Genomic DNA, 20821 nt, shown 5'->3' with positions numbered 1-20821 from the left:
ATTGTCCCCTTCCTCCCTCAGTGGTGCGCGCTGAGCCGGGCGAAAGCGCTCCGACGGAGCACCACAACCACGGCCGTCAACGCGAAGATCCCGCCCCAGACCGGGAGCGATCCCGGTCGCAGTGCGAACGAAGAACCCCAGGCCACCGCCGGCAGCAGCAGCACCGCGAGCCACGCGGCCACCAGCACCATCGCGGCCCGGCTCACGCCGACGAGCGCGCCCAGCGCCAACGTTCCCGTGGTGAACGCGAGGCTCGGCACCAGCGCCAGCCCCAAGCTGGTGCCGGTGAGCCAACCCGCGACCAGCAGTACCGGAATCACCGCCACCAGCACCGCCGTGGTCCGGCGCAGGACGAGGTCCAGGCCGGCTCTCGGGCTCGCGGCGATCACCTCGAACGCCGGGTCGAGGCCGCGCGACCACGACGCCGCGACGCCCAGCACCGGCAGCACCGGCGCGAAAACCGGGACGAACGACAGGTTGTTCTGGAACCCGCGGTCGAGCAGCACGGCCACGACCGCCACCAGCACCGTCATCACCAGCCACGGCAACATCACCGGTGTCACCCAGCCGCGGAAACCGACCTTGAGCCGGCTGGGTACCGGCTGCGGCTTGGCGGTGAGCTGGGGCTGGAGCCCAGTCCAGACCGCGGTGAGCATTGAGTCCGATGTGGACAGTTGTGCCAACCGGGCCCGGCAGACGGCACACGTCTCCAAGTGGGCCTCGGCGGCCCACTCCTCGTCGCCCGGCAGTGCGCCGCCTTCGAGGTAGCCGGTCAGGAGTCGATCCGAGACGTGTTTCATGTCAGTGCCTCTCGCATGGCGATCCGCGCGCGGCGCGCCCGCGTCTTCACAGTTCCTTCCGGCAGCCCGAGCAGCACGGCAGTCTCGCGGACGGACAGCCCGTCGAGCACCATCGCCTGCAGGACCTGCCGCAGCTCGGGGGCGAGCGTGCGCAACGCGTCGCCCACCTCGTCGCCGACGGTGCCCTTGAGCGCTTCCTCCTCCGCCGCCGGCGCGGTGACGTCGACCCGCGTCACGGTCGGCACCTGCGCGTGCTGCGCCCTCCGCCGAAACGCGTCAACCAGCCTTCTCGCGGCGATCGTCCACACCCACCCGCCCGCCGACCCGCCGGCCGCCGCCCCCGCGAACGACCCGGCCGCCCGCCACACCGCCAGATACGTCTCCTGCATGACCTCCGCGACGACCTGCTCATCCGCACAGCGGCGCCTCAACCGCACCGCCAGCCAGGGCGCCGTGCGTCGGTAGAACTCCTCGAACGCCGCCCGATCGCCCCGCGCAGTCCGGCGGACGAGCTGCTCCTCGTCCACCTCTGGCGCGCGCTTCTGGTGCTTCACATCAGGCAAGACGCCGCGAATCATCCCACGGTTCTCGTGATTGTGTGGCCTGAGTCACACCACTGGGTGCAGCGGCATGCGGATCGCAGGCGGGAGTGGGGACGGCTGAGGAGCGGCGCGAAAGGCCTGGACCGCCAAGGCGGCGAAGCGGCGAGAAGCGGCGACGCGGGCGGCGGGTGAGGTGGCGTGGATGCCGTTGTTGGCCATGAGGACCAGGACGAGGTCGTCGACGACGAAGTCGGGGCGGAGGTGGCCCGTGGTTTTGGCGCGGCGGGCGAGTTCGGCGATCGAGGCGAGGGCGGAGTCGCGCGAGGTGGTGAAGGCGAAGGCGCGCGGGAAGCGTGAGAGGAAGGCCGCGGTGAAGCCGCGGTCGCGGGCGTGGACGTCGAAGAGTTTTTCGATCACCAGGCAGAAGCCGAGCCACGGGTCGGGGGCGGCGAGGCCCTCGTCGACGATCTGCTGGCAGACCTGCAGCTGATCGGCGAAGGCGGTGCCGGCCAGGTCTTCCTTGGTCGGGAAGTGGCGGTAGAGCGTGGCGGGGCCGACGCCGGCGCGGCGGGCGATTTCGCGCATCGGGACGTCGAGGCCTTCGGTGGCGAAGACCTCGCGGGCCGCGGTGATGATGCGGTCGCGGTTGTCGCGGGCGTCGGAGCGGAGGGTGCGCGAGGCATCCGGGCGCGGGGCGTCCAGGGGCGAGGCATCCGGGCGCGGGGTCTGAGGCAAACGAGCCGTCACGCTCTCACTTTAGCCGAAACGGACGCCCCCGTCCGTTAGCGTCGGCGGCCGTACGAGAGGAGAACACGCAGGTGAAAGCAGTGGCGATTCAGGAGTTCGGGCCGGCCGAGGGGTTGCGGGTCATCGAAACGCCGGAGCCCACGCCCGACACGGGGCAGGTGCTCATCGAAACCGAGGCCATCGGCGTCGGCGGGGTCGACGCGGTGATCCGGCGCGGCACGCTCGGCAGTTACGGCTTCAAACCCGGCCACATCCCCGGCAGCGAGGTCGCGGGCAAGGTCATCGCGGTCGGGGCGGGCCTCGACGAGAGCCTGAAGGGCCGGCGCGTGTGGGCTTTCACCGGCACCGGCGGCGGGTACGCCGAGAAGGCCGTGGCCAGTGACTTCCTGCCGATCCCCGAGACCCTGACCAGCGAAGACGCCGTGGCCATCGGCACCTCGGGAGCCGTCTCGCACTTCGCGCTGGCCCACGCGCACTTCGAGGCCGGCGAGTCCGTGCTGGTGCGCGGGGCGGCCGGCAGCATCGGGGTGTCGGCGGTTCAGCTGGCGGCGCGAAACGGCGCCAAGAACGTGGCCGTCACGACCTCGAACCATGAGCGGGGTGAGCGCCTCAAGAAACTCGGCGCGACGGAAGTCCTCGACCGCGCGGGGACCGGCGAAGGCAAGTACGACGTCATCATCGACCTGATCGCCGGCCCGAACCTGCCGGACTTCTTCGACAAGCTCAACCCCAACGGGCGCCTCGTCGTCGTCGGTGTCGTCGGCGGGATGCCGCTCAGCGACTTCGCCGCGAAGCTGCTGCAGAACTTCCAGAAGTCGTGGTCGTTCATGACCTTCAGCGCCGACACCGTGCCCCGCGAGGACCTACGACGAGTGCGCTTGGAGCAGTTCGGCGACGGAATGTTCAAGGGCATCGTCCACGAAATCCTGCCACTCGACCAAGCCGCCCTCGCCCACCAGAAGATGGACGACGGCGAAGTCTTCGGCCGGATTGTGCTGAAACCCTAAGCGTTGGCCGCCTGGATGAAGTCGCGGACGGACGTCACCGGGTCGCCCGAGCGCACCAGCGCCTCGCCGACCAGGACGACGTCCGCGCCCCAGCCGCGGTACTCCGCGACGTCACCCGGGCCGGCCACGCCCGACTCCGCCACGCGCACGCGGTCGGCCGGGATCCGCGGGCCGAGCTCCTTGAACACGGTCCGGTCGACCTCGAGAGTCGTGAGGTCCCGCGCGTTGATCCCCAGCACCTGCGCATCGGAAGCAACCGCGCGCTCCAGCTCGCCGGCCGTGTGCGATTCCACCAGCGGGGTCAGGCCCAGCTCCACCGCCAGGCCGTACAAGTCGTCGAGCAGCGAACCCTCCAGCGAGACGACCATCAGCAACGCCAGGTCCGCCCCGAACGCCCGCGCTTCCCACAGCTGATACGGCTCCACGATGAAGTCCTTGCGCAGCACCGGAACATCCACCCGCGCCCGCACGGCTTCGAGGTCCGCCAGCGACCCGCCGAACCGGCGGCGCTCCGTCAGCACGCTGATGGCCGCCGCCCCGCCCTGCTCGTATTGGCCCGCGAGCGCGGCCGGGTCGGTGATGTCGGCGAGCGCGCCCTTGCTCGGGCTCTTGCGCTTCACCTCGGCGATGATCGACACGCCGGGCGCGCGGAACGCGGGCAGCGGATCCCGCGTCGGCGGCAGGTCGCGGACCCGCGCCTGCAGGTCGGCCAGCGACGTCGACCGCTTGCGCTCCTCCAGATCCTCGCGGACACCCTCGAGGATCCCGTCCAGCACGCTCATACTCAACTCCTCCACGCCACGACCGGCCACCACCATCGTCGGTCCACCCGGGACAGAAGGCACGCGGGAGTGCGCGTGATCACTGCGTGACGTACCACCCAGGGCACGCAGCGTGGCCGAACCGGCGCCCACCGCGCCAGGCAAAAAGCCGAAATGCCCGTTACGGCCAGAACTTGCGCCAGCCGTCCGCTTCCAGCGTCGAAGGTTCCACGCCCGCCCCGCGCGCCGCTTCCTCAGCCGCCCGGATGTCCCGCGCGAACTGCTTCGCGACCGCCCGCAGCTCACCCTCCGGATCGGTGCCCGTGCGGCGCGCCGTGGCCGCCGTGCGGAACAGCTGCGCCGCCGGGTCCGACCCGGCCGGGAACAAGTCCAGGGGAATGCCTGCCCGCCCGCTGCGTTGCCCGAGCTTGGCGGCCAACGCCACGGCGGGCTGACCGAGCGCGACACCGTCCACAATGGAGCGACGCTGCTTCTCCGCCTGCTTGAGCTCTTCCCACCTCAGGTTCTGCTGGTCGACCGTGGCCACCTTCGCCGCGTCGGCGAACACGTGCGGGTGCCGCCCGACGAGCTTCGCCGTCAACGCTCGCGCGACGTCGTCGATCGTGAACGGATCCTCGGCGTCCTCCGCGGCCACGCGGGCGTGGAAGAGCACCTGCAGGAGCACGTCGCCGAGCTCTTCGCGCAGGGCCTCGCGGTCGTTCTCCTCGATGGCTTCGAGCAGCTCGTAGGTCTCCTCGACCAGATACTGGCGCAGCGTTTCGTGCGTCTGCACCGCGTCCCACGGGCAGCCGCCGGGCGAGCGCAGCCGGTCCATGACCTCGGCGGCTTCCACCAGCGGCGCCACCGGAGCCTCGATCACGCGCGCACCCGCAGCCACCAGCGCGGCCGCCTCCGGCGACGACACCGACGCGGTGATCAGCACGAAATCACCGGAAACACCGGACGGAACCGGCGAAACCCCGAACGCCGACGCATCGACGTCCGAAGCCGCATACACCGCAGCGCCACGCAACAACCCCACGGCTGCGGCCGGAACGGTCGCCCCATGAGCGACCACGACAACCGACCCGGTCACTGCTGAGCCGGAGCACTACCCCGGACCGGCAGCACGACACCCTGCAGGCTGTTCGCGTTCGCGGCGAGGTCCATGCCCACGGTGTCCCACACGCCGTAGCGCGGGTTGATCTTGTAGTTGACGTCGTTCACGTACGGCTGCAGCAACCGCACCCCGACGGCCCCGATCTGGTCCGGCGTCGGCTGCTGCGGCTGGTCCGTCGAGACGGGCTTGTCAGTGGCGCGCTGCTTCACCACGGCCACGATCCACCCGCTCGGCGCGCCGGTCGAGTTGGGCTGGAAGGCGATGACGTTGTTCGGCGCGGTCCCGAAGAGAACGGTCGACGCGTCCGCCGGCGACGACAGCCCCACGAGCGGCTCCCCGACGTTGCCCTGCGCGCCCTTCGCCAGATCTGCCTGCAACGCGGCCGGGTCGGCGGCGTAGCGCTGCGCGTTGGCCAGGGCCTCGCTGCGGGCGGTGGCGGGGTCGATGGTCGGCGCACCGTCGTCGGCGCTCGGCGCGCCGATCACGGTGTAGTCGACGGTCACCGAAAGCATCGGCAGGTACTTCGCCGCGAGCTTCTGCTCCAGGTACTGGTCGGTGATCGCCTCGCGGTGGTCGCGCACGCGCCAGACGAGCTGCGTCACGGCCGCGGGCTGGTCCTGCGCGAGGTTCTCCGGCAGTGCCCCGGCCAGCGGATCACCCTGCGACATCGCGGCGGAGATGGCGGCGTCGTCGGTAGACAGGCCTTCCTTCTGGGCGGCCTTGCGCACCACGGCGTGCAGCAGCTGCTGGCGCACGATCTCCCGGCCCACCAGGTCGAGCTTGTGCTGCGCGGCGAGCTGCTGCGCGTACGGCTGCTCCTGGACGGCCTTGTCCAGCAGGCCCTGCACCTGGTCGATGGTGGTGACCTGGCCGTCGATGACGGCCGCGGTGCCCACCTGGCTGGGCCCGGCGCCGCACCCGGCAAGCAGAAGGCCACTGGCGACAACACCCACCAGCGCGCTAGACCGTTTTTTCGAGCCGAGGCGCCCCATGATCCGCATCACAGGCCATACCCTCTCACACCGTCGCCCCCGAAACGCAACACCATCGGGGTGCGCGAAGCGTTATTGTCGACAAATGGACTCATGGTTGTCGATCGAGGTTCTCGACGGGGAGTTCCCGGCCCGCAGCTGGCAAAGCGCGCACGGCGACAACCTCACCGAAGCCGCCCTGACCCACGGCGCCGAACAGTGGACGTGGCACGTCCACCGCTGGGGCGTCACGCTCGAAATCGAGTTCGCCGACGAGGCCCAGCGCGACCGGTTCCGCGGCCTCCCCGCGGTGACCGCCGCCCTCGACGCCGTCCCCGACCCCGACCGCGGCCTGGTCGTCTACAACGGCCGCGGCGGCGGCTCGGGCTCCCGCGCGCGGCGCGGACCGAAACCCCGGCCCATGTCCGACGCGGGTGCACTGCTTACGCCGAAAGAGGAAGTCCGTTTACAGCTGGCGACAGGCGAGCCGCCGATGTTCCAGCTCAGTGCAGGCGGCTGAGCAGCTCACGCCAGGCAGCCGCGGGGACGGTGATGTGGCCGGCTTCGCGGTCTTTCGTGTCGCGGACGAGCACCTCGCGACCGGTCGCAACCTCAACGCAGTCACCGGCATTGGGGCTGTAGCTGCTCTTACGCCAGCCGACCTCAACACAGTCGCCACCGTTGGCGCTGTAGCTACTCTTCCGCCACGCGACCTCGACGCAGTCGCCACCATTCGAGCTGTAGCTGCTCTTACGCCAATCGAGGGACATCCTGTCGCGCTCCAGGTGAGTAGAGGTCTGTCGCCAGCATGGCGACAAGCTCCCTCGATTCTGCCTCACCTAGCGCAACCTGACCAAGGCGATGAAGAGCCTGGCGGTATACCCGGATTTCTTCGGGCTTCTCCAGGAAGAGCGAAGCAACTTCGCTATCGATGTACGCGACCGGAGCGAAGGCTTCCGAGTCGATGAGCTGGAACTGCCCGGCAGTCGCGGGATGCGCCCCGATCGCCACCGGAACCACCCGGATGGTGATGTTCGGTCGCATCGACATTTGCAGCAGATGGTGCAGCTGACCGGACATTACTCTCTTGTCGGTTCCGCCTACCGGAAGCCGCAGCACAAACTCATGAAGGTAAACCTTAAAGGTCGGCGCGGATCGCTTCGTCAGGATCACTTGCCTGGACATACGAGCGAAAACTCGCTCATCAATGGCATCGTCTCCCCCGACCGCACCGTTTCCCACCATCACTGCCCGCGCATAGTCGGCAGTCTGCAGCAGACCCGGCACAATCGAGCCCTGGTAGGTCGAGATCGCCGTGGCGCGTTCTTCGTGCCACACCAAGGTCTGCACCTGCACCGGCAAGTTCGGGTACGTCTCCAGGAACCCGGGCTCGTCGAGGTCGTCGCACAGGGCGTAGATCTCCGCGGCCTCGTCCCCGATCACGCCCATGAGTGTGAGCATCTTGACCACGTCGATGTACTTGCTGCCGCGCCGCGCGTTGAACATGTTGGAGATGCGGGTGGGCGGCCAGTCCAACCGGCGCGCCATTTCCCGCACTCCCCAGTGGTGTTCGGCCATCAGCTCTCGCAGACGGACACCGAGCTGGCGGCTGCGCACGGTCGAATAGCGGTCCTCCATGCGAGGAAGGCTACGGCCGAAACCGGTTCCGCCACAGGGTTTGCGCTGGTAGTTCGCCCGAAGAGGCGCGGTGTCCCCAGCTCGGTACACGTCACACGGCGGCGGGTGTTTTCGTGAGCTGGGTCAGCAACTTCGTGCACCAGTCGAGCAGCTCCTGGTCCCGCAGGGTCGGCGCGCCCATGCGGCCGCCGGCGGGGCCCTCCGTCGGCTTGGGGAGGGAGACGGTGTTGGTGATGGCCTTGTACGCCGCCTTGGGGTAGAGGCGCTTGAGCCGCACCAGTTGCGAGTCGGCCAGTGGCAGGGGCGCGAAGCGGATGGTGTTGCCCTGCGCGGCAACCTCCGTGACGCCCGCCGCGCGGCAGGTGTGGCGGAAGGCCGCGACGGCGAGGAGGCGGTTGACGGGTGCGGGCGGCTGGCCGTAGCGGTCGATGAGTTCTTCGCGCACGGCGTCGAGGCCCGCGGTGTCGGGCGCGGCCGCGATCTTGCGGTAGGCCTCGAGGCGCAAACGCTCGCCTTCGACGTAGTCGTGGGGGATGTGGGCGTCGATGGGGAGGTCGACGCGGACTTCGGCGAGCTCCTCCTCCTCGGAAGGCTCGGCACCGGCGTGGCGGCGGAACGCTTCGACGGCTTCGCCGACCAGGCGCACGTACAGGTCGAAGCCGACGCCCGCGATGTGGCCGGACTGTTCGGCGCCGAGGATGTTGCCGGCGCCGCGAATCTCCAGGTCCTTCATGGCCACGGCCATGCCCGCGCCGAGCTCGGTGTTCTGGGCGATGGTCGCCAGCCGGTCGTGCGCGGTCTCCGTCAGCGGTGCTTCCGGCGGGTAGAGGAAGTAGGCGTAGCCGCGTTCGCGACCACGGCCGACGCGGCCGCGCAGCTGGTGGAGCTGGGCCAGCCCGAGGAGATCACCGCGTTCGACGATGAGGGTGTTGGCGTTGGAGATGTCCAGGCCGGTCTCGACGATCGTGGTGCAGACGAGCACGTCGTACTCGTTTTCCCAGAAGCCCTGGATGATCTTTTCGAGCTTGTCCTCGTTCATCTGCCCGTGGGCGGTGACCACGCGCGCCTCCGGCACCATCTCGCGGATGCGTTTGGCGGCCTTCTCGATGGAGGAGACGCGGTTGTGGACATAGAAGACCTGGCCGTCGCGCAGCAGCTCGCGGCGGACGGCGGCGCCGACCTGCTTGTCGTCGTAGCTGCCGACGTAAGTCAGGATCGGGTGCCGGTCTTCGGGCGGGGTGAGGATGGTCGACATCTCGCGGATGCCGGCGAGCGACATCTCCAGCGTGCGCGGGATGGGGGTGGCGGACATGGTCAGCACGTCGACGTGCGTGCGCAGCGCCTTGATGTGTTCCTTGTGCTCCACGCCGAACCGCTGCTCCTCGTCGACGATCACGAGGCCCAGGTCCTTGTAGCGGATGCCGGTCTGCAGCAGGCGGTGGGTGCCGATGACGATGTCGACCTCACCCTCCCCGAGCTGCTCGATGACCAGGTCGGACTCGGTCTTGTTCGTGAACCGCGAAAGGCCCTTGATGGTGACCGGGAACGACTGCATGCGCTCGGTGAAGGTGTTCAGGTGCTGCTGCGCGAGCAGCGTCGTCGGCACCAGCACGGCGACCTGCTTGCCGTCCTGCACCGCCTTGAACGCGGCGCGCACGGCGATCTCCGTCTTGCCGTAGCCGACGTCGCCGCAGATCACGCGGTCCATGGGGACGCCGCGTTCCATGTCGGCCTTGACCTCGTCGATGGCGGCGAGCTGGTCGTTGGTCTCGGTGAAGGGGAACGCGTCTTCGAGCTCACCCTGCCACGGCGTGTCCGGGCCGAACGGGTGGCCGGGCGCGGCTTGGCGGGCGGCGTAGAGCTGCACGAGCTCGGCCGCGATCTCCTTGACCGCCTTCTTTGCCCTGGCCTTGGTGTTCTTCCAGTCGGAGCCGCCGAGCTTGTTGAGCGTGGGCAGCTCGCCGCCGACGTAGCGGGAGACCTCGTCGAGCTGGTCGGTGGGCACGAACAGCCGGTCGCCGGGATGGCCGCGCTTGGAACTCGCGTACTCCAGCAGCAGGTACTCGCGCGTGGCGCCGGCGACGGTGCGCTGCACCATCTCGACGAAGCGGCCGATGCCGTGCTGGTTGTGCACCACGTAGTCGCCGGTCTTGAGCGCCAGCGGGTCGACGGCGTTGCGCCGCCGCGAGGGCATCTTGGCGTTGAGGTCCTTTGTGGACGTTCCGGCGTTGGCGCCGCGGCCCGTGAGGTCGGCTTCCGACAGGACCACGAGGGCGCGCTCGGGTGAGACGAAGCCGTCGACGAGGGCGCCGCAGGTGACGGTGACGACGCCGGCGCGCGGGGCCTCGGTGATGCCTTCGCCGGCCAGCGCGGCCGGGACCTCGGCGGTGGTGAGCTGCTCGACGGCGCGGGTGGCCGTGCCGTGGCCCGCGACCACGAGCACGCCGGTGCCGCCGGCGGCGACGTGGGCGCGCAGGTCGGTCATCGCGCGGTCGAACTCGCCGCGGTAGGCGGGCGCAGCCTCGACGCCGACTCGGTAGACGTCGGGGTCTTCGCTGCTCAGCTGGGTGATCGTCCACCAGGCGCGCTTGGTGTCCTGCGCGTGCTCGGCGATCTCGGCGAGGTCGCGGTAGGCCGACGCGCCGAGGTCGATGGGCGCCTGCCCGCCGGCCGCGGCCGTGGTCCAGGACGCTTCGAGGAACTCCTGGCCGGTGCGCACGAGGTCGTGGGCCCGGGCGCGGATCTTCTCCGGATCGGCGAGCAGCACGTGGCTGCCGCGCGGCAGGGCGTCGGTGAGCAGGGTGAGCTCGCCTGCGCACAGGACCGGGATGAGGGCTTCCATGCCTTCGACGGGGATGCCGTCGGCGAGTTTGGTGAGCATTTCGGCCAGCTGCGCGTCGGCTTCATAGGTGACGGCGAGCTCGGCGGCCTTGGCCTTGACGTCGGCGGTGAGCAGCAGCTCGCGACACGGCGGCGCGGTGACGTGCTGGATCTCGCCCGGCAGGGACCGCTGGTCGGAGACGGCGAACGCGCGGATCTCGCTGACCTCGTCGCCCCAGAACTCCACGCGCACGGGGTGCTGCGCGGTCGGGCCGAACAGGTCGAGGATGCCGCCGCGGACGGCGAACTCGCCACGCTTCTCGACCATGTCCACGCGGGTGTAGGCCAGCTCGACCAGCCGCTCCAGCAGGCCTTCGAAGCTCTGCTCCTCGCCGACGACCAGGTCGACGGGGTCGAGCGAGCCGAGGCCGGGGGCCATGGGCTGGATCAGGCTCCGGACGGTGGAGACGACGACCTTGAGCTCGTCGTCCCCCTTGTGCAGGCGGTGCAGCACTTCCAGGCGGCGCCCGACTGTGTCGGCGCGCGGCGAGAGGCGCTCGTGGGGCAGCGTCTCCCACGAGGGGAAGTCGACGACCTTCTCGCGCCCGAGCAGCGCTTCGAGGGCGGCGGTGAGCTCGTCGGCCTCCCGGCCGGTGGCGGTCACGGCCAGCACGTGGCGGCCCGCGCCACCTCTGGCTTCGTCTTCGGCGAGCGCCGCGGCGACCAGCTGCCGCGCGGTCACGGCGCCCTGCAGCTCGAGCAGCGGGGCGCCCGCGCGCTCGACGACCCCGCGCAGGGCGGGGTCGGGCAGGATGGCTTGGAGGAGTCCGGACAGTGGAGCGTCGGTCACGCCTTCCAGACTACGTCGGGGCACCGACAGGATGGGCGTGGCCCAGCCAGGTGGTGAGGGCGGTCCGGAGGTCCTGGGGTCGGCTTGGCCGACGATCACCCACGCGACGTGGCCCTGCCGGCTTGGCTGCCGGTGGAGCCGGGGGTCCGCGCCGGGAAGGACGAATGCGGCCGGTGCTGCGGCCGGCGTCGGCGCCTACCAGCCATTTTGTGATGATCGCCGGTGATGGTGTGGATGGTGGTGCCCCTGAGGCCGGTGAGGCCGGCGCCCTTCTCGAGGTTTCCCGAAGCCCGATTGCTGCGGGTGCCGGACAGACTTGCGGCAACCGTGTCGTGAATCAGCACGCACTCCGGCCGGGCCGGAGTGCAGGCTCGCCCGTTCACGAAACGGCTCAAGCCGCGCGCCTCACTGCTTGATCAGCGTCGCGACGTTGATGTGCGGCCAGTCGATGCCGAGGAAGCGCAGGATGATCGTCTGGGTGTACTGCAACTGGAGGAAGTGGCCCAGCACCGGGTCCTCCACCTTCTCGATCCAGAACACGGCCGTCATGCTGGTGGCGTTGGCGTTCGCCACCACGAACGGGATGTTCTGGATGCCCCCGGCGGTGCCGCCGATCGCGTCGGTGGTCGAGAGCGGGAGCACGACGGTTTCGGTGATCTTCTGGCCCTTGATCGCGTCGGTGAGCACCACGTTCGGGTTCACCACCGCTTCGGCCGGGATGCCGACGGGCAGCGCGGTGTTCTTGAACGGCGCGAGGTACTTCTCATCGGTGACCGGTTTGCCCGTGCTGGTGGTGATGGGCGTCGAGTCCACCGGATCGATGCGCGGGCCGCCTTGCACGGTCAGCGGTTCTCCCTGCGCCAGCAAGGCATCCCGTGCGGGATGGTCGCCAGCCTGGTCACGGTCTCGGGCGCGGCCGGCGCGGTGGTGGCCGGAACGTCCAGCCACATGCCCGTTTCGAAATGCAGCGCGCCGCCCGTGGCCGCGTCCGCGATCTGCTGCGTGTAGTGCACACCGCGGAAGAAGATATCGTCCTGGGCCGACCCGCGGTTCGGCACCGGAGCGCCGATGGGCGCGAACTCGATCGTCTCCTGCGTGGCGCTGAGCTGCAGGAAAAACGGCTGTTCGTCGTGCTTGTCCGGGCGCGAGATCAGGTTGAACCCTTTGCCCATCCACCGGCCCGGAAGCTCCCGCAGCGACCGCAACGTCGCGAGGTTGGCGGGAGCACCCGCGCGGAAGACGTGAGGAGTGGTCATGACTGAACTTCCTTTCCGTGGCAACGGATCCCGGTGATCGAGTCCGTGGGTGACACGGCGGGGACCTGAGCGCTGGTTCAGAGGTTCACTCGATCGGGCAACGACGTTGCCCGGGTGGTGCCGCGGTTCCAGTCGGGGTCTCCGGTGATCTTCATGACTTTCCTTTCGTGTCAACGGATCCCCGGGTGGGGATCCATTCACGACACGGACGGGAGGCCCCGGAGGGTTCAGTGTTGCGGCAAATTGGTCTGCACGAGTCCCGCGAGCAGGCGCAACTGGTCGGCCACCACGTCGGCGTCCAGCGCGGCGATGCGCAGCAGAATGTGGTCTGCACCAGCGAGTTCGTACTCGCGCAAGCCGGCTGCGACGGTTGTGATCGGGCCGGTGAGCATGGTCTGGATGGTGCCGATCGCGGACAGCGGGCGGGCGTACGTGGCTTGGCAGTAGGTGTCCAGCGCCTGGCGGCCGCGTTCCGGGTCGTCGGCGACGAAGGCCGTCGCGAACAGCGCCGGGGTGATGGGGCGGTCGGTGAGCGAGCGGATGGTGGTGAGGCCGCGGGCGTAGTCGGCGGGGTCGGGTGGGTACGGGAGCCAGCCGTCGTACAGGTCGGCCGTGCGGCGGAGCGCGGACGGCGTGGTGCCGGCGAGCCACAGGGGTGGGCCGCCGGGGCGGGAGGGCGCGGGGACGTCGGGGAGCCAGTCGTGGTGGAGGACCTTGCCGTGGAAGGAGCGGGGGGTGCCGGTCCAGAGGTCGCGCCAGAGGCGGGCGACGTCGTCGAGGTGGGAGAAGCGCGTCTTGAACCGCACGCCGACCAGGTCGAACTCGGGTTCGCTGAAACCGGGGAACCCCGCGCCGAGGCCGAGGACGAGGCGGCCGCCGGAGAGCTGGTCGAGGGTCGAGATCGCACACGCCGCCTGCACGGGCTGGCGGAACGCGGGCAACATCGCGGCGGTCCCCACCGTCACGCGCTGAGTGGCCTGCGCCACGGCGGTCAGCAAGGTGAGCGGCTCGGCCCGCGCGCGGACGAGCGAGTCGCCCGCCCAGACGGAGTCGAAGCCGAGGCGCTCGGCCTCGCGCGCGAGCTCGACGACGGCGGTGACGGGAAGCTGGGCCTGTCCGGCGGGCAGGAGGAGTCCGTAGTGCATGGGGTCGAGACTGTTCCGCCGCACGTCCGGCGGCAATTCCCTTGAAGGAATGACGCGGGTCTGCTTGCCTGAGGTCGCGAGATCGGTCCTCGCAACGCCCGCCGCCGCAACCCGGTTGAAGAACCACATCGGCTCTGCTTGCCTGGCCCCATGGACCCGGCTTTCGCCACCGCGTTGCGCGACGCCCGCACCCGCCGCCGCCTCAGCCAGCTCGACCTGGCCCTGGCCGCCGGCACCACGCAGCGGCACGTGAGCTTCCTGGAGCGCGGCCGTTCGACTCCCGGGCGGGGCATGGTCGTCCGCGTGGCCGAGGCCCTCGGCCTGCCGCTGCGCGAACGCAACGCCCTGCTCCTGACGGCCGGCTTCGCGCCGAGCTACGCCGAGACCCCGCTCGACGACCCCCGGCTGGCCCCCGTCCTCGATTCCTTGGCGGCTCTGCTGGACGGCCACCGCCCGTACCCGGCGCTGATCGTCGACCGCTACGGCACGCTGGTGTCCGCGAACGACGCCTTCACACTCCTGACGGAAGGCGTGGCCGGCGAGCTGCTGGCGCCACCCGTGAACGTCCTGCGCCTCGCCCTCCACCCCGACGGCATGGCCCCGCGCATCCACAACTTCGCCGACTGGGCGCAGCACGTGCTCGAACGTCCTCGCCAGGGGCTGCCAGACCCACGTCAGGCCGAGTTGCTGGACGAGCTCACTTCGTACCTGCCCGCACCTTCGCCACCTTCGCCGGACCACCTCGGCTTCGCGGTGCCCCTGCAGCTGTCCACCTCCCTGGGCGACCTCCGCCTGATCACCGCCATCACCCGCCTCACCACGGCGGTCGACGTGACGATCGCGGAGCTGAGTCTGGAGACGTTCCTGCCGGCGGACGCGGAAACGGCGGCTTTGCTCACGGCACAGCCCACCCCGTCAGCTGCCCCGCGAACAACTCAACCCCAGCCCACATGACGGCAGCACAAACGCTCCCCACCACAAACCGCCGATACGGCAACCCCGCCGACCCGGCCACTCGCGGCACCAACGTCCGCACCCCCGCGAGGCACCGGCCCAAAACCACCGCCGGCACGCCGAACCGCACGACCACCGACTCGGCCCGATCCCAGCGCGCGGAGCCAACCCGGCGGCCCAGGCGCGAAGAACGCAACCGCGGCCCCAGCACCCGCCCCTCCCAATACGCCACCTGGTCCCCCGCAAAAGCAGCGAACACGCACACCACCAAGGCCACCCACCAGGACAACGTCCCCCGCTGCACCATAAAGCCCATCAGCAGCAGAGTGGACAGTGTCGGCAGCACGATCCCCGGCAGCAGAGCCGTTTCCGCCGTGATCACCAAGGCGCACACGACGTAGACGACCACCGCGGGTGCGTCAAGAAGCGGGTGCAGCAGCGCGTTCACGGGAAATCCCGGCGGAAACCGGCAGCGCGGCCCGATACACATACGCCGGGGGCAGGTTGCGCCACACGACCGGAGTTCGCTCCACCACGAAGAACCGGCTGCGCAACAGCCGGGCGAAGTGGCGGGCCGGCGGGGTCCAGGCGGTGTGGGCGTAGGCGAACGTCGTGAAGCAGCCGCGCGGAGACAGGACCGAGCAGACCGAGTCCAGAATCTCCTGCTGACGCGAAGAGGGCATGGCCGTCCAGGGCAGGCCGGAGATCACGACGTCAGGCGGCGCCACACTCAGGGAACCCACCGAGCAAGCCGAGCCGCACACCACCGAGACGGAGGGGAACCGCGAACGCAGCGCAGAAGCCAGCCGAGGGTTGATCTCGATAGCCGTGAACGACGCGGACGACGGCAGCAACGACAACACCGCCGAGGTGAACACCCCCGTCCCCGGGCCCAGCTCGACAACAGAACCAGCGCCCTCGAGACCCAGGCCGCGGGTCATGGCCGTGGCCAAAGACGCGGAACTGGCCGCAATCGCACCCGTCAGCATGGGGTGCCGGAAGAACTCCGTGGTGATCGACATGAACCCGAACCTAAGGACGCCACCCGTGGCCGCGGATCGGCCGATCGGGCCGCGTGGGTCGTCCCATCGGAGGAGGCGAGGCATACCGCGGAAGGACGCGGCGAGCGGCCGTCGGGCGTTACGTTCGGAGACGTGCGAGCACTGGTGATGTGGGTGCGCAGGCAGCGCTGGACGCTGGACTTGCCGCTGTATGCCGTCTTCGTGCTGCTCGGGCCGAACATCGCCGCCGGCGACTGGTCCCTGCAGCTGGTGCCGCTGGCGTTCCTGCTGCCGCTGCTCGTGCGGCGGCGGTGGCCGCGGACGACGGCGGTGCTGATCATCGCCGGGGTGGCGGCCGTCTACACGAACGAGGTGTGGGCGTTCGACCGCGGGCGCAGCGAGCTGGCGATGGCGGTGATGCTGTTCACGCTGGTCAAGAGGGGTGACCGGCGGTTCGCGGCTGTGATCGCGGCGGCGGTGCTGGTCCTCGACTCGATGTGGGGGTTCAGGTGGGGCGTCACCACGCAGAACCCGACGCTGACGATCCTCGGCGTGCTGCCGCTGCACATCGCGGCGTGGGCGCTGGGCGAGTTCTTCCGCGCGAAGGAGCAGCTGACCGACGAGGAACGGCTGCGCGCGGACCTCGCGGCGTCGGAGCGGCAGGCGCAGGCGCGCGCGGCCGTCGCGGAGGAACGCACGCGGATCGCGCGCGAGCTGCACGACGTGCTCGCCCACAGCATGAGCGTGATCGTGCTCAACGCCGAAGGCGCGAAGCTCGCGCGGCACCAGGACCCGGACGCCGTGGACCGCACGCTCGACACCATCAGCCGCACCGGGCGGGGCGCCCTGGCGGAGCTGCGGCGGCTGCTCGAAGTGATGCACGCCGGCGAACCCGCGCGCACGCCCCAGCCGACGCTGGACCAGCTGCGCACGCTCGTCGAGCAGTCCGGGCGCGAGGTCGAGCTCGAAGTGACCGGCGAAAACACCGACCTGCCCACGGGCGCCGCGCTGCAGGCGTACCGGATCGTCCAGGAGGCGCTGACCAACATGCTCAAACACGCTCCCGCCGACGCGTCCGCCCGGGTGCGCGTGGAGTTCACGCGCGCCGAGGTGCTCGTCGAGGTGACGAACACCGGGGGCCGCGAGCCGGTCGCAGCGGGGCTGCCGTCGTCCGGACGCGGGCTGGCCGGGATGGCGCAGCGGGTGGAGCTCTACCGCGGCAAGCTCGAGACAGGCCCGCTGCCCGACGGCGGTTTCCGCGTGCTCGCGACGCTGCAGACGGGCGCGGCGCGATGACGTCCGTGCTGATCTGCGACGACCAGGAGCTGGTGCGCGTCGGGCTGCGGATGATCGTCGACAGCCAGCCGGACCTCGACGTCGTCGCGGAGGCAGGCGACGGCGCGGAGGCCGTGCGGATCGCCCGCGAACGGCGGCCCGACCTCGTGCTGATGGACGTGCGCATGCCGGTGCTCGACGGCGTCGCCGCGACCGAGCGCATCTGCGCCGACCTACCGGACGTGCGGGTGCTGGTGATCACGACGTTCGACCTCGACGAATACGCCTATTCGGCCCTGCGCGCCGGCGCGAGCGGGTTCCTGGTGAAGGACGCGCCGTCGGACGAGATGCTGGTGGCGATTCGCGGGGTGCTGCGCGGCGACGCGATGGTGTCGCCGTCGGTCACGCGGCGGCTGCTCGACCGCTACCTGACCGGGCGTCCCGTCGAGTCGGCGAAGCTGGGTTCGCTCACCGAGCGTGAGAAGGACGTGCTCGGACTGATCGCTCGCGGGCTGTCGAACGGCGAGATCGCGGACAAGCTGTTCATCGGCGAGACGACGGTGAAGACTCACGTCGGGCGCGTCCTCGCCAAGCTCGGCCTGCGGGACCGGGTGCACGCGGTGGTGTTCGCGTACGAGTCGGGGCTGACCCGGCCCGGCGATTGAGCCGGTTGAGACGCGAACGTCGCTTTTGTCGGGCATGCTGGCCGTATGCGCTTGCCCGGAGTCGTGCTGCTCGCGGTCGTCGCGGTGCTCGCTACCGCTTGTTCGGGGGCGGCGAGCGCGCCGCCCCCGTTGACGAGTGCCCCTTCGGCGGCGTCTGCCACCGGGTTTCGCGTCGAGGAGGTGGCGGGCGGGCTGGAGCACGGGTGGGACATCGGGTTCCTGCCCGACGGGTCGCTGCTCGTGCCGCAGCGTCCGGGCAAGCTCGCCTTGATCCGCGGTGGGCGAACCACTGAGGTGCGCGCCGACTTCTCCGACGTCCTCGTGCAGGGTGAGGGCGGGCTGATGGGGATGGTGCTCGCCGCGGATTTCGCTTCGTCGCGCGAGTTCACGACGTGTCAGACGCACCAGGAGGATGGCCGGGCGGTCGACGTCCGGCTGGTCACGTGGCGGCTCGCGCCTGATGGGGCCGGCGCGTCGAAGGTGCGCGATCTGCTGACGGGACTGCCGGTGAACCCCAGCGGCCGGCATTCCGGTTGCCGGCCGACGCTGGCGCCTGATGGCGCGTTGCTCGTCGGCACCGGGGACACGGCGCGGCCGACGCTCGCGCAGGATCGCCACAGCCTGGGCGGGAAGCTGCTGCGGATCAACGCGAAGACCGGGGAAGCGTTGCCGGACAACCCCTTCTACTCCTCGACGGACCCGCGGGAGCGGCGGATCTACACCTACGGGCACCGCAACATCCAGGGTGTCGCGATCCGGCCCGGCACCGGACAGGTGCTGACTTCCGAGCACGGGCCGACGTTCGACGACGAGGTGAACCTGATCCGGCCCGGCGCCAACTACGGGTGGGATCCCTCCAAGGGCGGGACGGATTCTTCGTACGACGAGAGCGTTCCGATGACGGACCTCACGCGATTCCCCTCCGCGGTCCGTCCACTCTGGACTTCCGGCGAGATCACCGAGGCGACTTCCGGTGACGCGTTCCTGACCGGTCCTCAGTGGGGCGTCAATGAAGGCGCGTTGGCCGTGGTGGCGCTGAAGGGCCAGAAACTGTTGCTGCTGCACCTGGACACCGCGGCCAATGTCACTTCGGTGACGCTGCCGCCCGAATTCGACGACCGGTTCGGGCGGTTGCGCGCCGTCCGTTCCTCGCCGGACGGCGCGCTTTACGTGACCACCTCGAACGGATCGGACGACAAATTGCTCCGCGTCACCCCGGGCACTCAAGAGCCCAGGTAGGCACCGCCGTTCACGTGGACGACCTGGCCCGTCACGTGGCCCGCGCCGGGGCCGGCGAGGAACTCCACGACTTCGGCGATGTCTTCCGGACGACCCTCTCGTTTGTTCATCGTGTTGGAGACCAGCCGGCCGCGGCGTTCGTCGGTGAGCTTGCCGTGGAAGAACTCCGTGTCCACGATCAAGCCGGGCGCGACCACGTTCGCGGTGATTCCCCGCAACCCCAGAGCCCGGGCGATATCCGAGTTCCACGCCTCGACGGCGGCTTTGGCCCAGCCGTACGAACCGGCGCCGATGTGTGCCGCGATGGAGCCGATGGTGATGATCCGGCCGTTGTCGGCGAGCCGGTCGCGCAAACCCGCCGTGACCAAAGCGGCGGTGAAGACGTTGGCGCGGAAATTGGCCGTCCAGGCGGTGTTCAGGGTGGCGAGATCGGTGTTGTCGTCGCGGAGGAAATCGGTGTTGCCGCCGGCGTTGTTCACCAATACGTCGACGCTTTCCGGCAATTCCGGCAACGCCGTCTCGACGGCCGCGTGATCACCGGCGTCGAACGCGACTGCCCGCGCGCCGAGCAGCGCCGCGGCCTCGGTGAGCACGCTCTCGCGGCGGCCGGTGATCGTCACGCGGTCGCCGGCGCGCGCGAACGCGGCTGCGATGGCGTAGCCGATTCCCGTGCCACCGCCGGTGACCACTACTTCCCGGTTCATCCCGAACATCCTTTCCCCAGCAGACGAACACCGACCGTACCGGGATCGGCCTAGGATCTGCCGTATGACTGAGATCGACCCCGCGTCGACGGCGCTCGTGCTAGTCGACTTCCAGGAGCGGATCGTCGCGATGCCGACGACGCCGTTCGCCGGGCCCGAGGCCGCCGCCAACGCCGTACGCTTGCGCGACGCGTTTTCCGAAGCCGGCGCGCAGATCGTGATCATCCAGGCGATGCGCCCGGGCTCCGAAGGCGCCCCGGGCAGCGACGTGATCCCGGAGCTGAAGCCGCGCAACGGCGAGAAGCTCGTGGTCAAGGCCACGATCGGCGGCTTCTACGACACCGACCTGCACGCGCACCTGCGCGACGCGGGCGTGCGCACCGTCGTGTTCGGCGGCATCGCCACGGAGTTCGGTGTGGAGTCGACGCTGCGTGCCGCCGCGGACCACGGGTACGCCGTGATCGCCGTGTCCGACGCGATGACGGGCCTTTCCGACGTGTCGCACGAATCATCCACCACGAAGATATTCCCGCGGCTCGGCACGGTACTCACCACGGCCGAAACTCTTGCGGCGCTGGGATGATCGACAAACTCGCGTGGCTGCACGTGGTCGACGGCCGCGTGCTCGCGACGGTGTCTACGGGCAAGGACACGTGGTACCTGCCGGGCGGCAAGCGGGAGCCGGGCGAGTCGGACTCCGAGGCTTTGGTGCGGGAGATCGCGGAGGAGCTGTCGGTCGCGCTGGACCCGTCGTCCTTGGCGCCCGCCGGCGTGTGGGAGGCGCCGGCGGACGGGCGCGCGGCGGGGACGGTCGTCCGGATGACCTGTTACACGGGCTCGTTTTCCGGCACGTTGGTGGCTTCCAGCGAGATCGCGGCCTTCGCTTGGCTCGGTTTCGAGGACCGCCCCCGGGTGTCGGCCGCGACACAGCTCGTATTCGACGACCTGCACGCGCGAGGCCTGCTCTAGCCGAGCTGCTTCTGCATCGCCGCGGCGAGCGCGTTGAGGCCCGACAGCGGGCGCACCATCACCACGAGCTCGGAGATCTCGCCGGAGTCGTTGGTGCGCAGGAAGTCGCAGCCTTCCACCTCGCGGTCGCCGACGCGCGCGGTGAAGACCAGGGCGTGTCCGTGGTCGTCGTTGAGTTCGCGCTGATACGCGAAATCCTCGAACACCGCGAACGCGGCCCGCAGAATCACCCCGACCTGCTCGCGCCCCTGGTAGGGCCGGTGCACGGCGGGGCTGCGGAACACGGCGTCCTCGGCGAACAACGCGATCGCGGCCTCGATGTCCCGGCCTTCGATGGCTTCCCGGAAAGTCTTCATC

The 20821-nt window shown here is 70.0% G+C and carries 24 protein-coding genes; 8 read left to right on the top strand and 16 right to left on the bottom strand.

Features of this window, described 5'->3' with window-relative positions; genetic code table 11:
• Window positions 1–17 precede the first annotated feature (17 nt).
• The 3 genes from QRX50_RS14140 to QRX50_RS14130 are packed head-to-tail and all read right to left on the bottom strand — an operon-like array spanning window position 18 to window position 2044.
• The gene (locus QRX50_RS14140) at window positions 18–800 is read right to left on the bottom strand and encodes a zf-HC2 domain-containing protein (RefSeq protein WP_285972391.1); all 783 of its coding nucleotides are present in this window, start codon (window positions 798–800) and stop codon (window positions 18–20) included.
• Entirely contained in the window at window positions 797–1378 is a 582-nt protein-coding gene (locus QRX50_RS14135) for an RNA polymerase sigma factor (RefSeq protein WP_285972390.1), read from the bottom strand. The genes QRX50_RS14140 and QRX50_RS14135 overlap by 4 nt, the downstream gene beginning before the upstream one ends.
• A gap of 30 nt (window positions 1379–1408) precedes the next feature.
• A complete protein-coding gene (locus QRX50_RS14130) occupies window positions 1409–2044 on the bottom strand; it encodes a TetR/AcrR family transcriptional regulator (RefSeq protein WP_285974457.1) in 636 nt (211 codons plus the stop codon).
• A gap of 116 nt (window positions 2045–2160) precedes the next feature.
• Here QRX50_RS14130 and QRX50_RS14125 point away from each other — a divergent pair, with 116 nt between their 5' ends.
• On the top strand, window positions 2161–3096 hold the full coding sequence (locus tag QRX50_RS14125; protein WP_285972389.1) for a zinc-binding dehydrogenase: 936 nt from the start codon (window positions 2161–2163) through the stop codon (window positions 3094–3096).
• On the opposite strand, the gene trpC is transcribed toward QRX50_RS14125, so the two are convergent.
• From trpC to QRX50_RS14110, 3 genes are all read right to left on the bottom strand, one after another.
• The gene (gene trpC, locus QRX50_RS14120; RefSeq protein WP_285972388.1) at window positions 3093–3878 is read right to left on the bottom strand and encodes an indole-3-glycerol phosphate synthase TrpC; all 786 of its coding nucleotides are present in this window, start codon (window positions 3876–3878) and stop codon (window positions 3093–3095) included. The genes QRX50_RS14125 and trpC overlap by 4 nt on opposite strands.
• Before the next feature lie 160 nt (window positions 3879–4038).
• On the bottom strand, window positions 4039–4953 hold the full coding sequence (locus QRX50_RS14115; protein ID WP_285972387.1) for a nucleoside triphosphate pyrophosphohydrolase: 915 nt from the start codon (window positions 4951–4953) through the stop codon (window positions 4039–4041).
• On the bottom strand, window positions 4950–5873 hold the full coding sequence (locus QRX50_RS14110; protein WP_285972386.1) for a hypothetical protein: 924 nt from the start codon (window positions 5871–5873) through the stop codon (window positions 4950–4952). The genes QRX50_RS14115 and QRX50_RS14110 overlap by 4 nt, the downstream gene beginning before the upstream one ends.
• 181 nt (window positions 5874–6054) lie before the next feature.
• Here QRX50_RS14110 and QRX50_RS14105 point away from each other — a divergent pair, with 181 nt between their 5' ends.
• On the top strand, window positions 6055–6468 hold the full coding sequence (locus QRX50_RS14105) for a hypothetical protein (RefSeq protein WP_285972385.1): 414 nt from the start codon (window positions 6055–6057) through the stop codon (window positions 6466–6468).
• On the opposite strand, the gene QRX50_RS14100 is transcribed toward QRX50_RS14105, so the two are convergent.
• The 6 genes from QRX50_RS14100 to QRX50_RS14075 form a co-directional block, all read right to left on the bottom strand.
• Complete coding sequence (locus QRX50_RS14100; protein WP_285972384.1) at window positions 6452–6718, bottom strand: DUF397 domain-containing protein; 267 nt, start codon at window positions 6716–6718, stop codon at window positions 6452–6454. The genes QRX50_RS14105 and QRX50_RS14100 overlap by 17 nt on opposite strands.
• Complete coding sequence (locus tag QRX50_RS14095; RefSeq protein ID WP_285972383.1) at window positions 6699–7586, bottom strand: helix-turn-helix domain-containing protein; 888 nt, start codon at window positions 7584–7586, stop codon at window positions 6699–6701. The genes QRX50_RS14100 and QRX50_RS14095 overlap by 20 nt, the downstream gene beginning before the upstream one ends.
• A 91-nt stretch (window positions 7587–7677) precedes the next feature.
• Window positions 7678–11241 (bottom strand): transcription-repair coupling factor, encoded by a 3564-nt coding sequence (mfd, locus tag QRX50_RS14090; protein WP_285974456.1) that lies wholly within the window; start codon window positions 11239–11241, stop codon window positions 7678–7680.
• Window positions 11242–11661: 420 nt separating this feature from the next.
• A complete protein-coding gene (locus QRX50_RS14085) occupies window positions 11662–12096 on the bottom strand; it encodes a hypothetical protein (protein ID WP_285972382.1) in 435 nt (144 codons plus the stop codon).
• A gap of 2 nt (window positions 12097–12098) precedes the next feature.
• Complete coding sequence (locus QRX50_RS14080; protein WP_285972381.1) at window positions 12099–12512, bottom strand: hypothetical protein; 414 nt, start codon at window positions 12510–12512, stop codon at window positions 12099–12101.
• 227 nt (window positions 12513–12739) lie between these two features.
• Window positions 12740–13657 (bottom strand): LLM class flavin-dependent oxidoreductase, encoded by a 918-nt coding sequence (locus QRX50_RS14075; RefSeq protein ID WP_285972380.1) that lies wholly within the window; start codon window positions 13655–13657, stop codon window positions 12740–12742.
• Between the two features lie 150 nt (window positions 13658–13807).
• Between QRX50_RS14075 and QRX50_RS14070 the strand changes: the two genes are divergently transcribed.
• Window positions 13808–14611: a helix-turn-helix transcriptional regulator gene (locus QRX50_RS14070; protein WP_285972379.1), complete on the top strand. Its 804-nt coding sequence runs from the start codon at window positions 13808–13810 to the stop codon at window positions 14609–14611.
• Here QRX50_RS14070 and QRX50_RS14065 read toward each other — a convergent pair.
• The gene (locus tag QRX50_RS14065; RefSeq protein WP_285972378.1) at window positions 14553–15059 is read right to left on the bottom strand and encodes a DedA family protein; all 507 of its coding nucleotides are present in this window, start codon (window positions 15057–15059) and stop codon (window positions 14553–14555) included. The two genes, QRX50_RS14070 and QRX50_RS14065, sit on opposite strands and share 59 nt — an antisense overlap.
• On the bottom strand, window positions 15031–15633 hold the full coding sequence (locus QRX50_RS14060; RefSeq protein WP_285972377.1) for a class I SAM-dependent methyltransferase: 603 nt from the start codon (window positions 15631–15633) through the stop codon (window positions 15031–15033). Before QRX50_RS14060 ends, QRX50_RS14065 begins: the two co-directional genes overlap by 29 nt.
• A gap of 147 nt (window positions 15634–15780) precedes the next feature.
• Between QRX50_RS14060 and QRX50_RS14055 the strand changes: the two genes are divergently transcribed.
• Genes QRX50_RS14055 through QRX50_RS14045 form a run of 3 tightly spaced genes read left to right on the top strand, consistent with a single transcriptional unit; the run spans window position 15781 to window position 18791 of the window.
• Window positions 15781–16908, top strand: a complete 1128-nt coding sequence (locus tag QRX50_RS14055; protein ID WP_285974455.1) for a histidine kinase — start codon at window positions 15781–15783, stop codon at window positions 16906–16908.
• On the top strand, window positions 16905–17552 hold the full coding sequence (locus QRX50_RS14050; RefSeq protein WP_285972376.1) for a response regulator: 648 nt from the start codon (window positions 16905–16907) through the stop codon (window positions 17550–17552). The genes QRX50_RS14055 and QRX50_RS14050 overlap by 4 nt, the downstream gene beginning before the upstream one ends.
• A 45-nt stretch (window positions 17553–17597) precedes the next feature.
• Window positions 17598–18791 carry a PQQ-dependent sugar dehydrogenase gene (locus QRX50_RS14045; RefSeq protein ID WP_285972375.1) on the top strand — a complete coding sequence of 398 codons (1194 nt, stop codon included), beginning with the start codon at window positions 17598–17600 and terminating at the stop codon, window positions 18789–18791.
• Here QRX50_RS14045 and QRX50_RS14040 read toward each other — a convergent pair.
• The gene (locus QRX50_RS14040; RefSeq protein ID WP_285972374.1) at window positions 18776–19495 is read right to left on the bottom strand and encodes an SDR family oxidoreductase; all 720 of its coding nucleotides are present in this window, start codon (window positions 19493–19495) and stop codon (window positions 18776–18778) included. The two genes, QRX50_RS14045 and QRX50_RS14040, sit on opposite strands and share 16 nt — an antisense overlap.
• 64 nt (window positions 19496–19559) lie before the next feature.
• On the opposite strand from QRX50_RS14040, the gene QRX50_RS14035 reads away from it, so the two are divergent.
• Window positions 19560–20078 (top strand): isochorismatase family protein, encoded by a 519-nt coding sequence (locus QRX50_RS14035; protein ID WP_285972373.1) that lies wholly within the window; start codon window positions 19560–19562, stop codon window positions 20076–20078.
• The gene (locus QRX50_RS14030; RefSeq protein ID WP_285972372.1) at window positions 20075–20464 is read left to right on the top strand and encodes an NUDIX hydrolase; all 390 of its coding nucleotides are present in this window, start codon (window positions 20075–20077) and stop codon (window positions 20462–20464) included. Before QRX50_RS14035 ends, QRX50_RS14030 begins: the two co-directional genes overlap by 4 nt.
• Here the strand turns inward: QRX50_RS14030 and QRX50_RS14025 are convergent.
• A complete protein-coding gene (locus QRX50_RS14025; RefSeq protein ID WP_285972371.1) occupies window positions 20461–20820 on the bottom strand; it encodes a nuclear transport factor 2 family protein in 360 nt (119 codons plus the stop codon). The genes QRX50_RS14030 and QRX50_RS14025 overlap by 4 nt on opposite strands.
• Between the last annotated feature and the right edge of the window lies 1 nt (window position 20821).

Source organism: Amycolatopsis sp. 2-15 (assembly GCF_030285625.1).
GTDB classification, from domain to species: domain Bacteria; phylum Actinomycetota; class Actinomycetes; order Mycobacteriales; family Pseudonocardiaceae; genus Amycolatopsis; species Amycolatopsis carbonis.
The sequence above is the reverse complement of the archived record's forward strand: the minus strand, read 5'-3'. Positions and strand labels throughout refer to the sequence as shown.

Excerpts from the sequence above, each read along its gene's own strand:
- QRX50_RS14030 (WP_285972372.1), top strand. The coding sequence starts at position 20,075 with ATGATCGACAAACTCGCGTGGCTGCACGTGGTCGACGGCCGCGTGCTC.
- QRX50_RS14055 (WP_285974455.1), top strand. The coding sequence starts at position 15,781 with ATGTGGGTGCGCAGGCAGCGCTGGACGCTGGACTTGCCGCTGTATGCC.
- QRX50_RS14105 (WP_285972385.1), top strand. The coding sequence starts at position 6,055 with ATGGACTCATGGTTGTCGATCGAGGTTCTCGACGGGGAGTTCCCGGCC.
- QRX50_RS14070 (WP_285972379.1), top strand. The coding sequence starts at position 13,808 with ATGGACCCGGCTTTCGCCACCGCGTTGCGCGACGCCCGCACCCGCCGC.
- QRX50_RS14035 (WP_285972373.1), top strand. The coding sequence starts at position 19,560 with ATGACTGAGATCGACCCCGCGTCGACGGCGCTCGTGCTAGTCGACTTC.
- QRX50_RS14040 (WP_285972374.1), bottom strand. The coding sequence starts at position 19,495 with ATGAACCGGGAAGTAGTGGTCACCGGCGGTGGCACGGGAATCGGCTAC.
- QRX50_RS14060 (WP_285972377.1), bottom strand. The coding sequence starts at position 15,633 with ATGTCGATCACCACGGAGTTCTTCCGGCACCCCATGCTGACGGGTGCG.
- QRX50_RS14075 (WP_285972380.1), bottom strand. The coding sequence starts at position 13,657 with ATGCACTACGGACTCCTCCTGCCCGCCGGACAGGCCCAGCTTCCCGTC.
- QRX50_RS14045 (WP_285972375.1), top strand. The coding sequence starts at position 17,598 with ATGCGCTTGCCCGGAGTCGTGCTGCTCGCGGTCGTCGCGGTGCTCGCT.
- QRX50_RS14140 (WP_285972391.1), bottom strand. The coding sequence starts at position 800 with ATGAAACACGTCTCGGATCGACTCCTGACCGGCTACCTCGAAGGCGGC.
- QRX50_RS14050 (WP_285972376.1), top strand. The coding sequence starts at position 16,905 with ATGACGTCCGTGCTGATCTGCGACGACCAGGAGCTGGTGCGCGTCGGG.
- trpC (WP_285972388.1), bottom strand. The coding sequence starts at position 3,878 with ATGAGCGTGCTGGACGGGATCCTCGAGGGTGTCCGCGAGGATCTGGAG.
- QRX50_RS14135 (WP_285972390.1), bottom strand. The coding sequence starts at position 1,378 with ATGATTCGCGGCGTCTTGCCTGATGTGAAGCACCAGAAGCGCGCGCCA.
- QRX50_RS14025 (WP_285972371.1), bottom strand. The coding sequence starts at position 20,820 with ATGAAGACTTTCCGGGAAGCCATCGAAGGCCGGGACATCGAGGCCGCG.
- QRX50_RS14080 (WP_285972381.1), bottom strand. The coding sequence starts at position 12,512 with ATGACCACTCCTCACGTCTTCCGCGCGGGTGCTCCCGCCAACCTCGCG.
- QRX50_RS14095 (WP_285972383.1), bottom strand. The coding sequence starts at position 7,586 with ATGGAGGACCGCTATTCGACCGTGCGCAGCCGCCAGCTCGGTGTCCGT.
- QRX50_RS14100 (WP_285972384.1), bottom strand. The coding sequence starts at position 6,718 with ATGTCCCTCGATTGGCGTAAGAGCAGCTACAGCTCGAATGGTGGCGAC.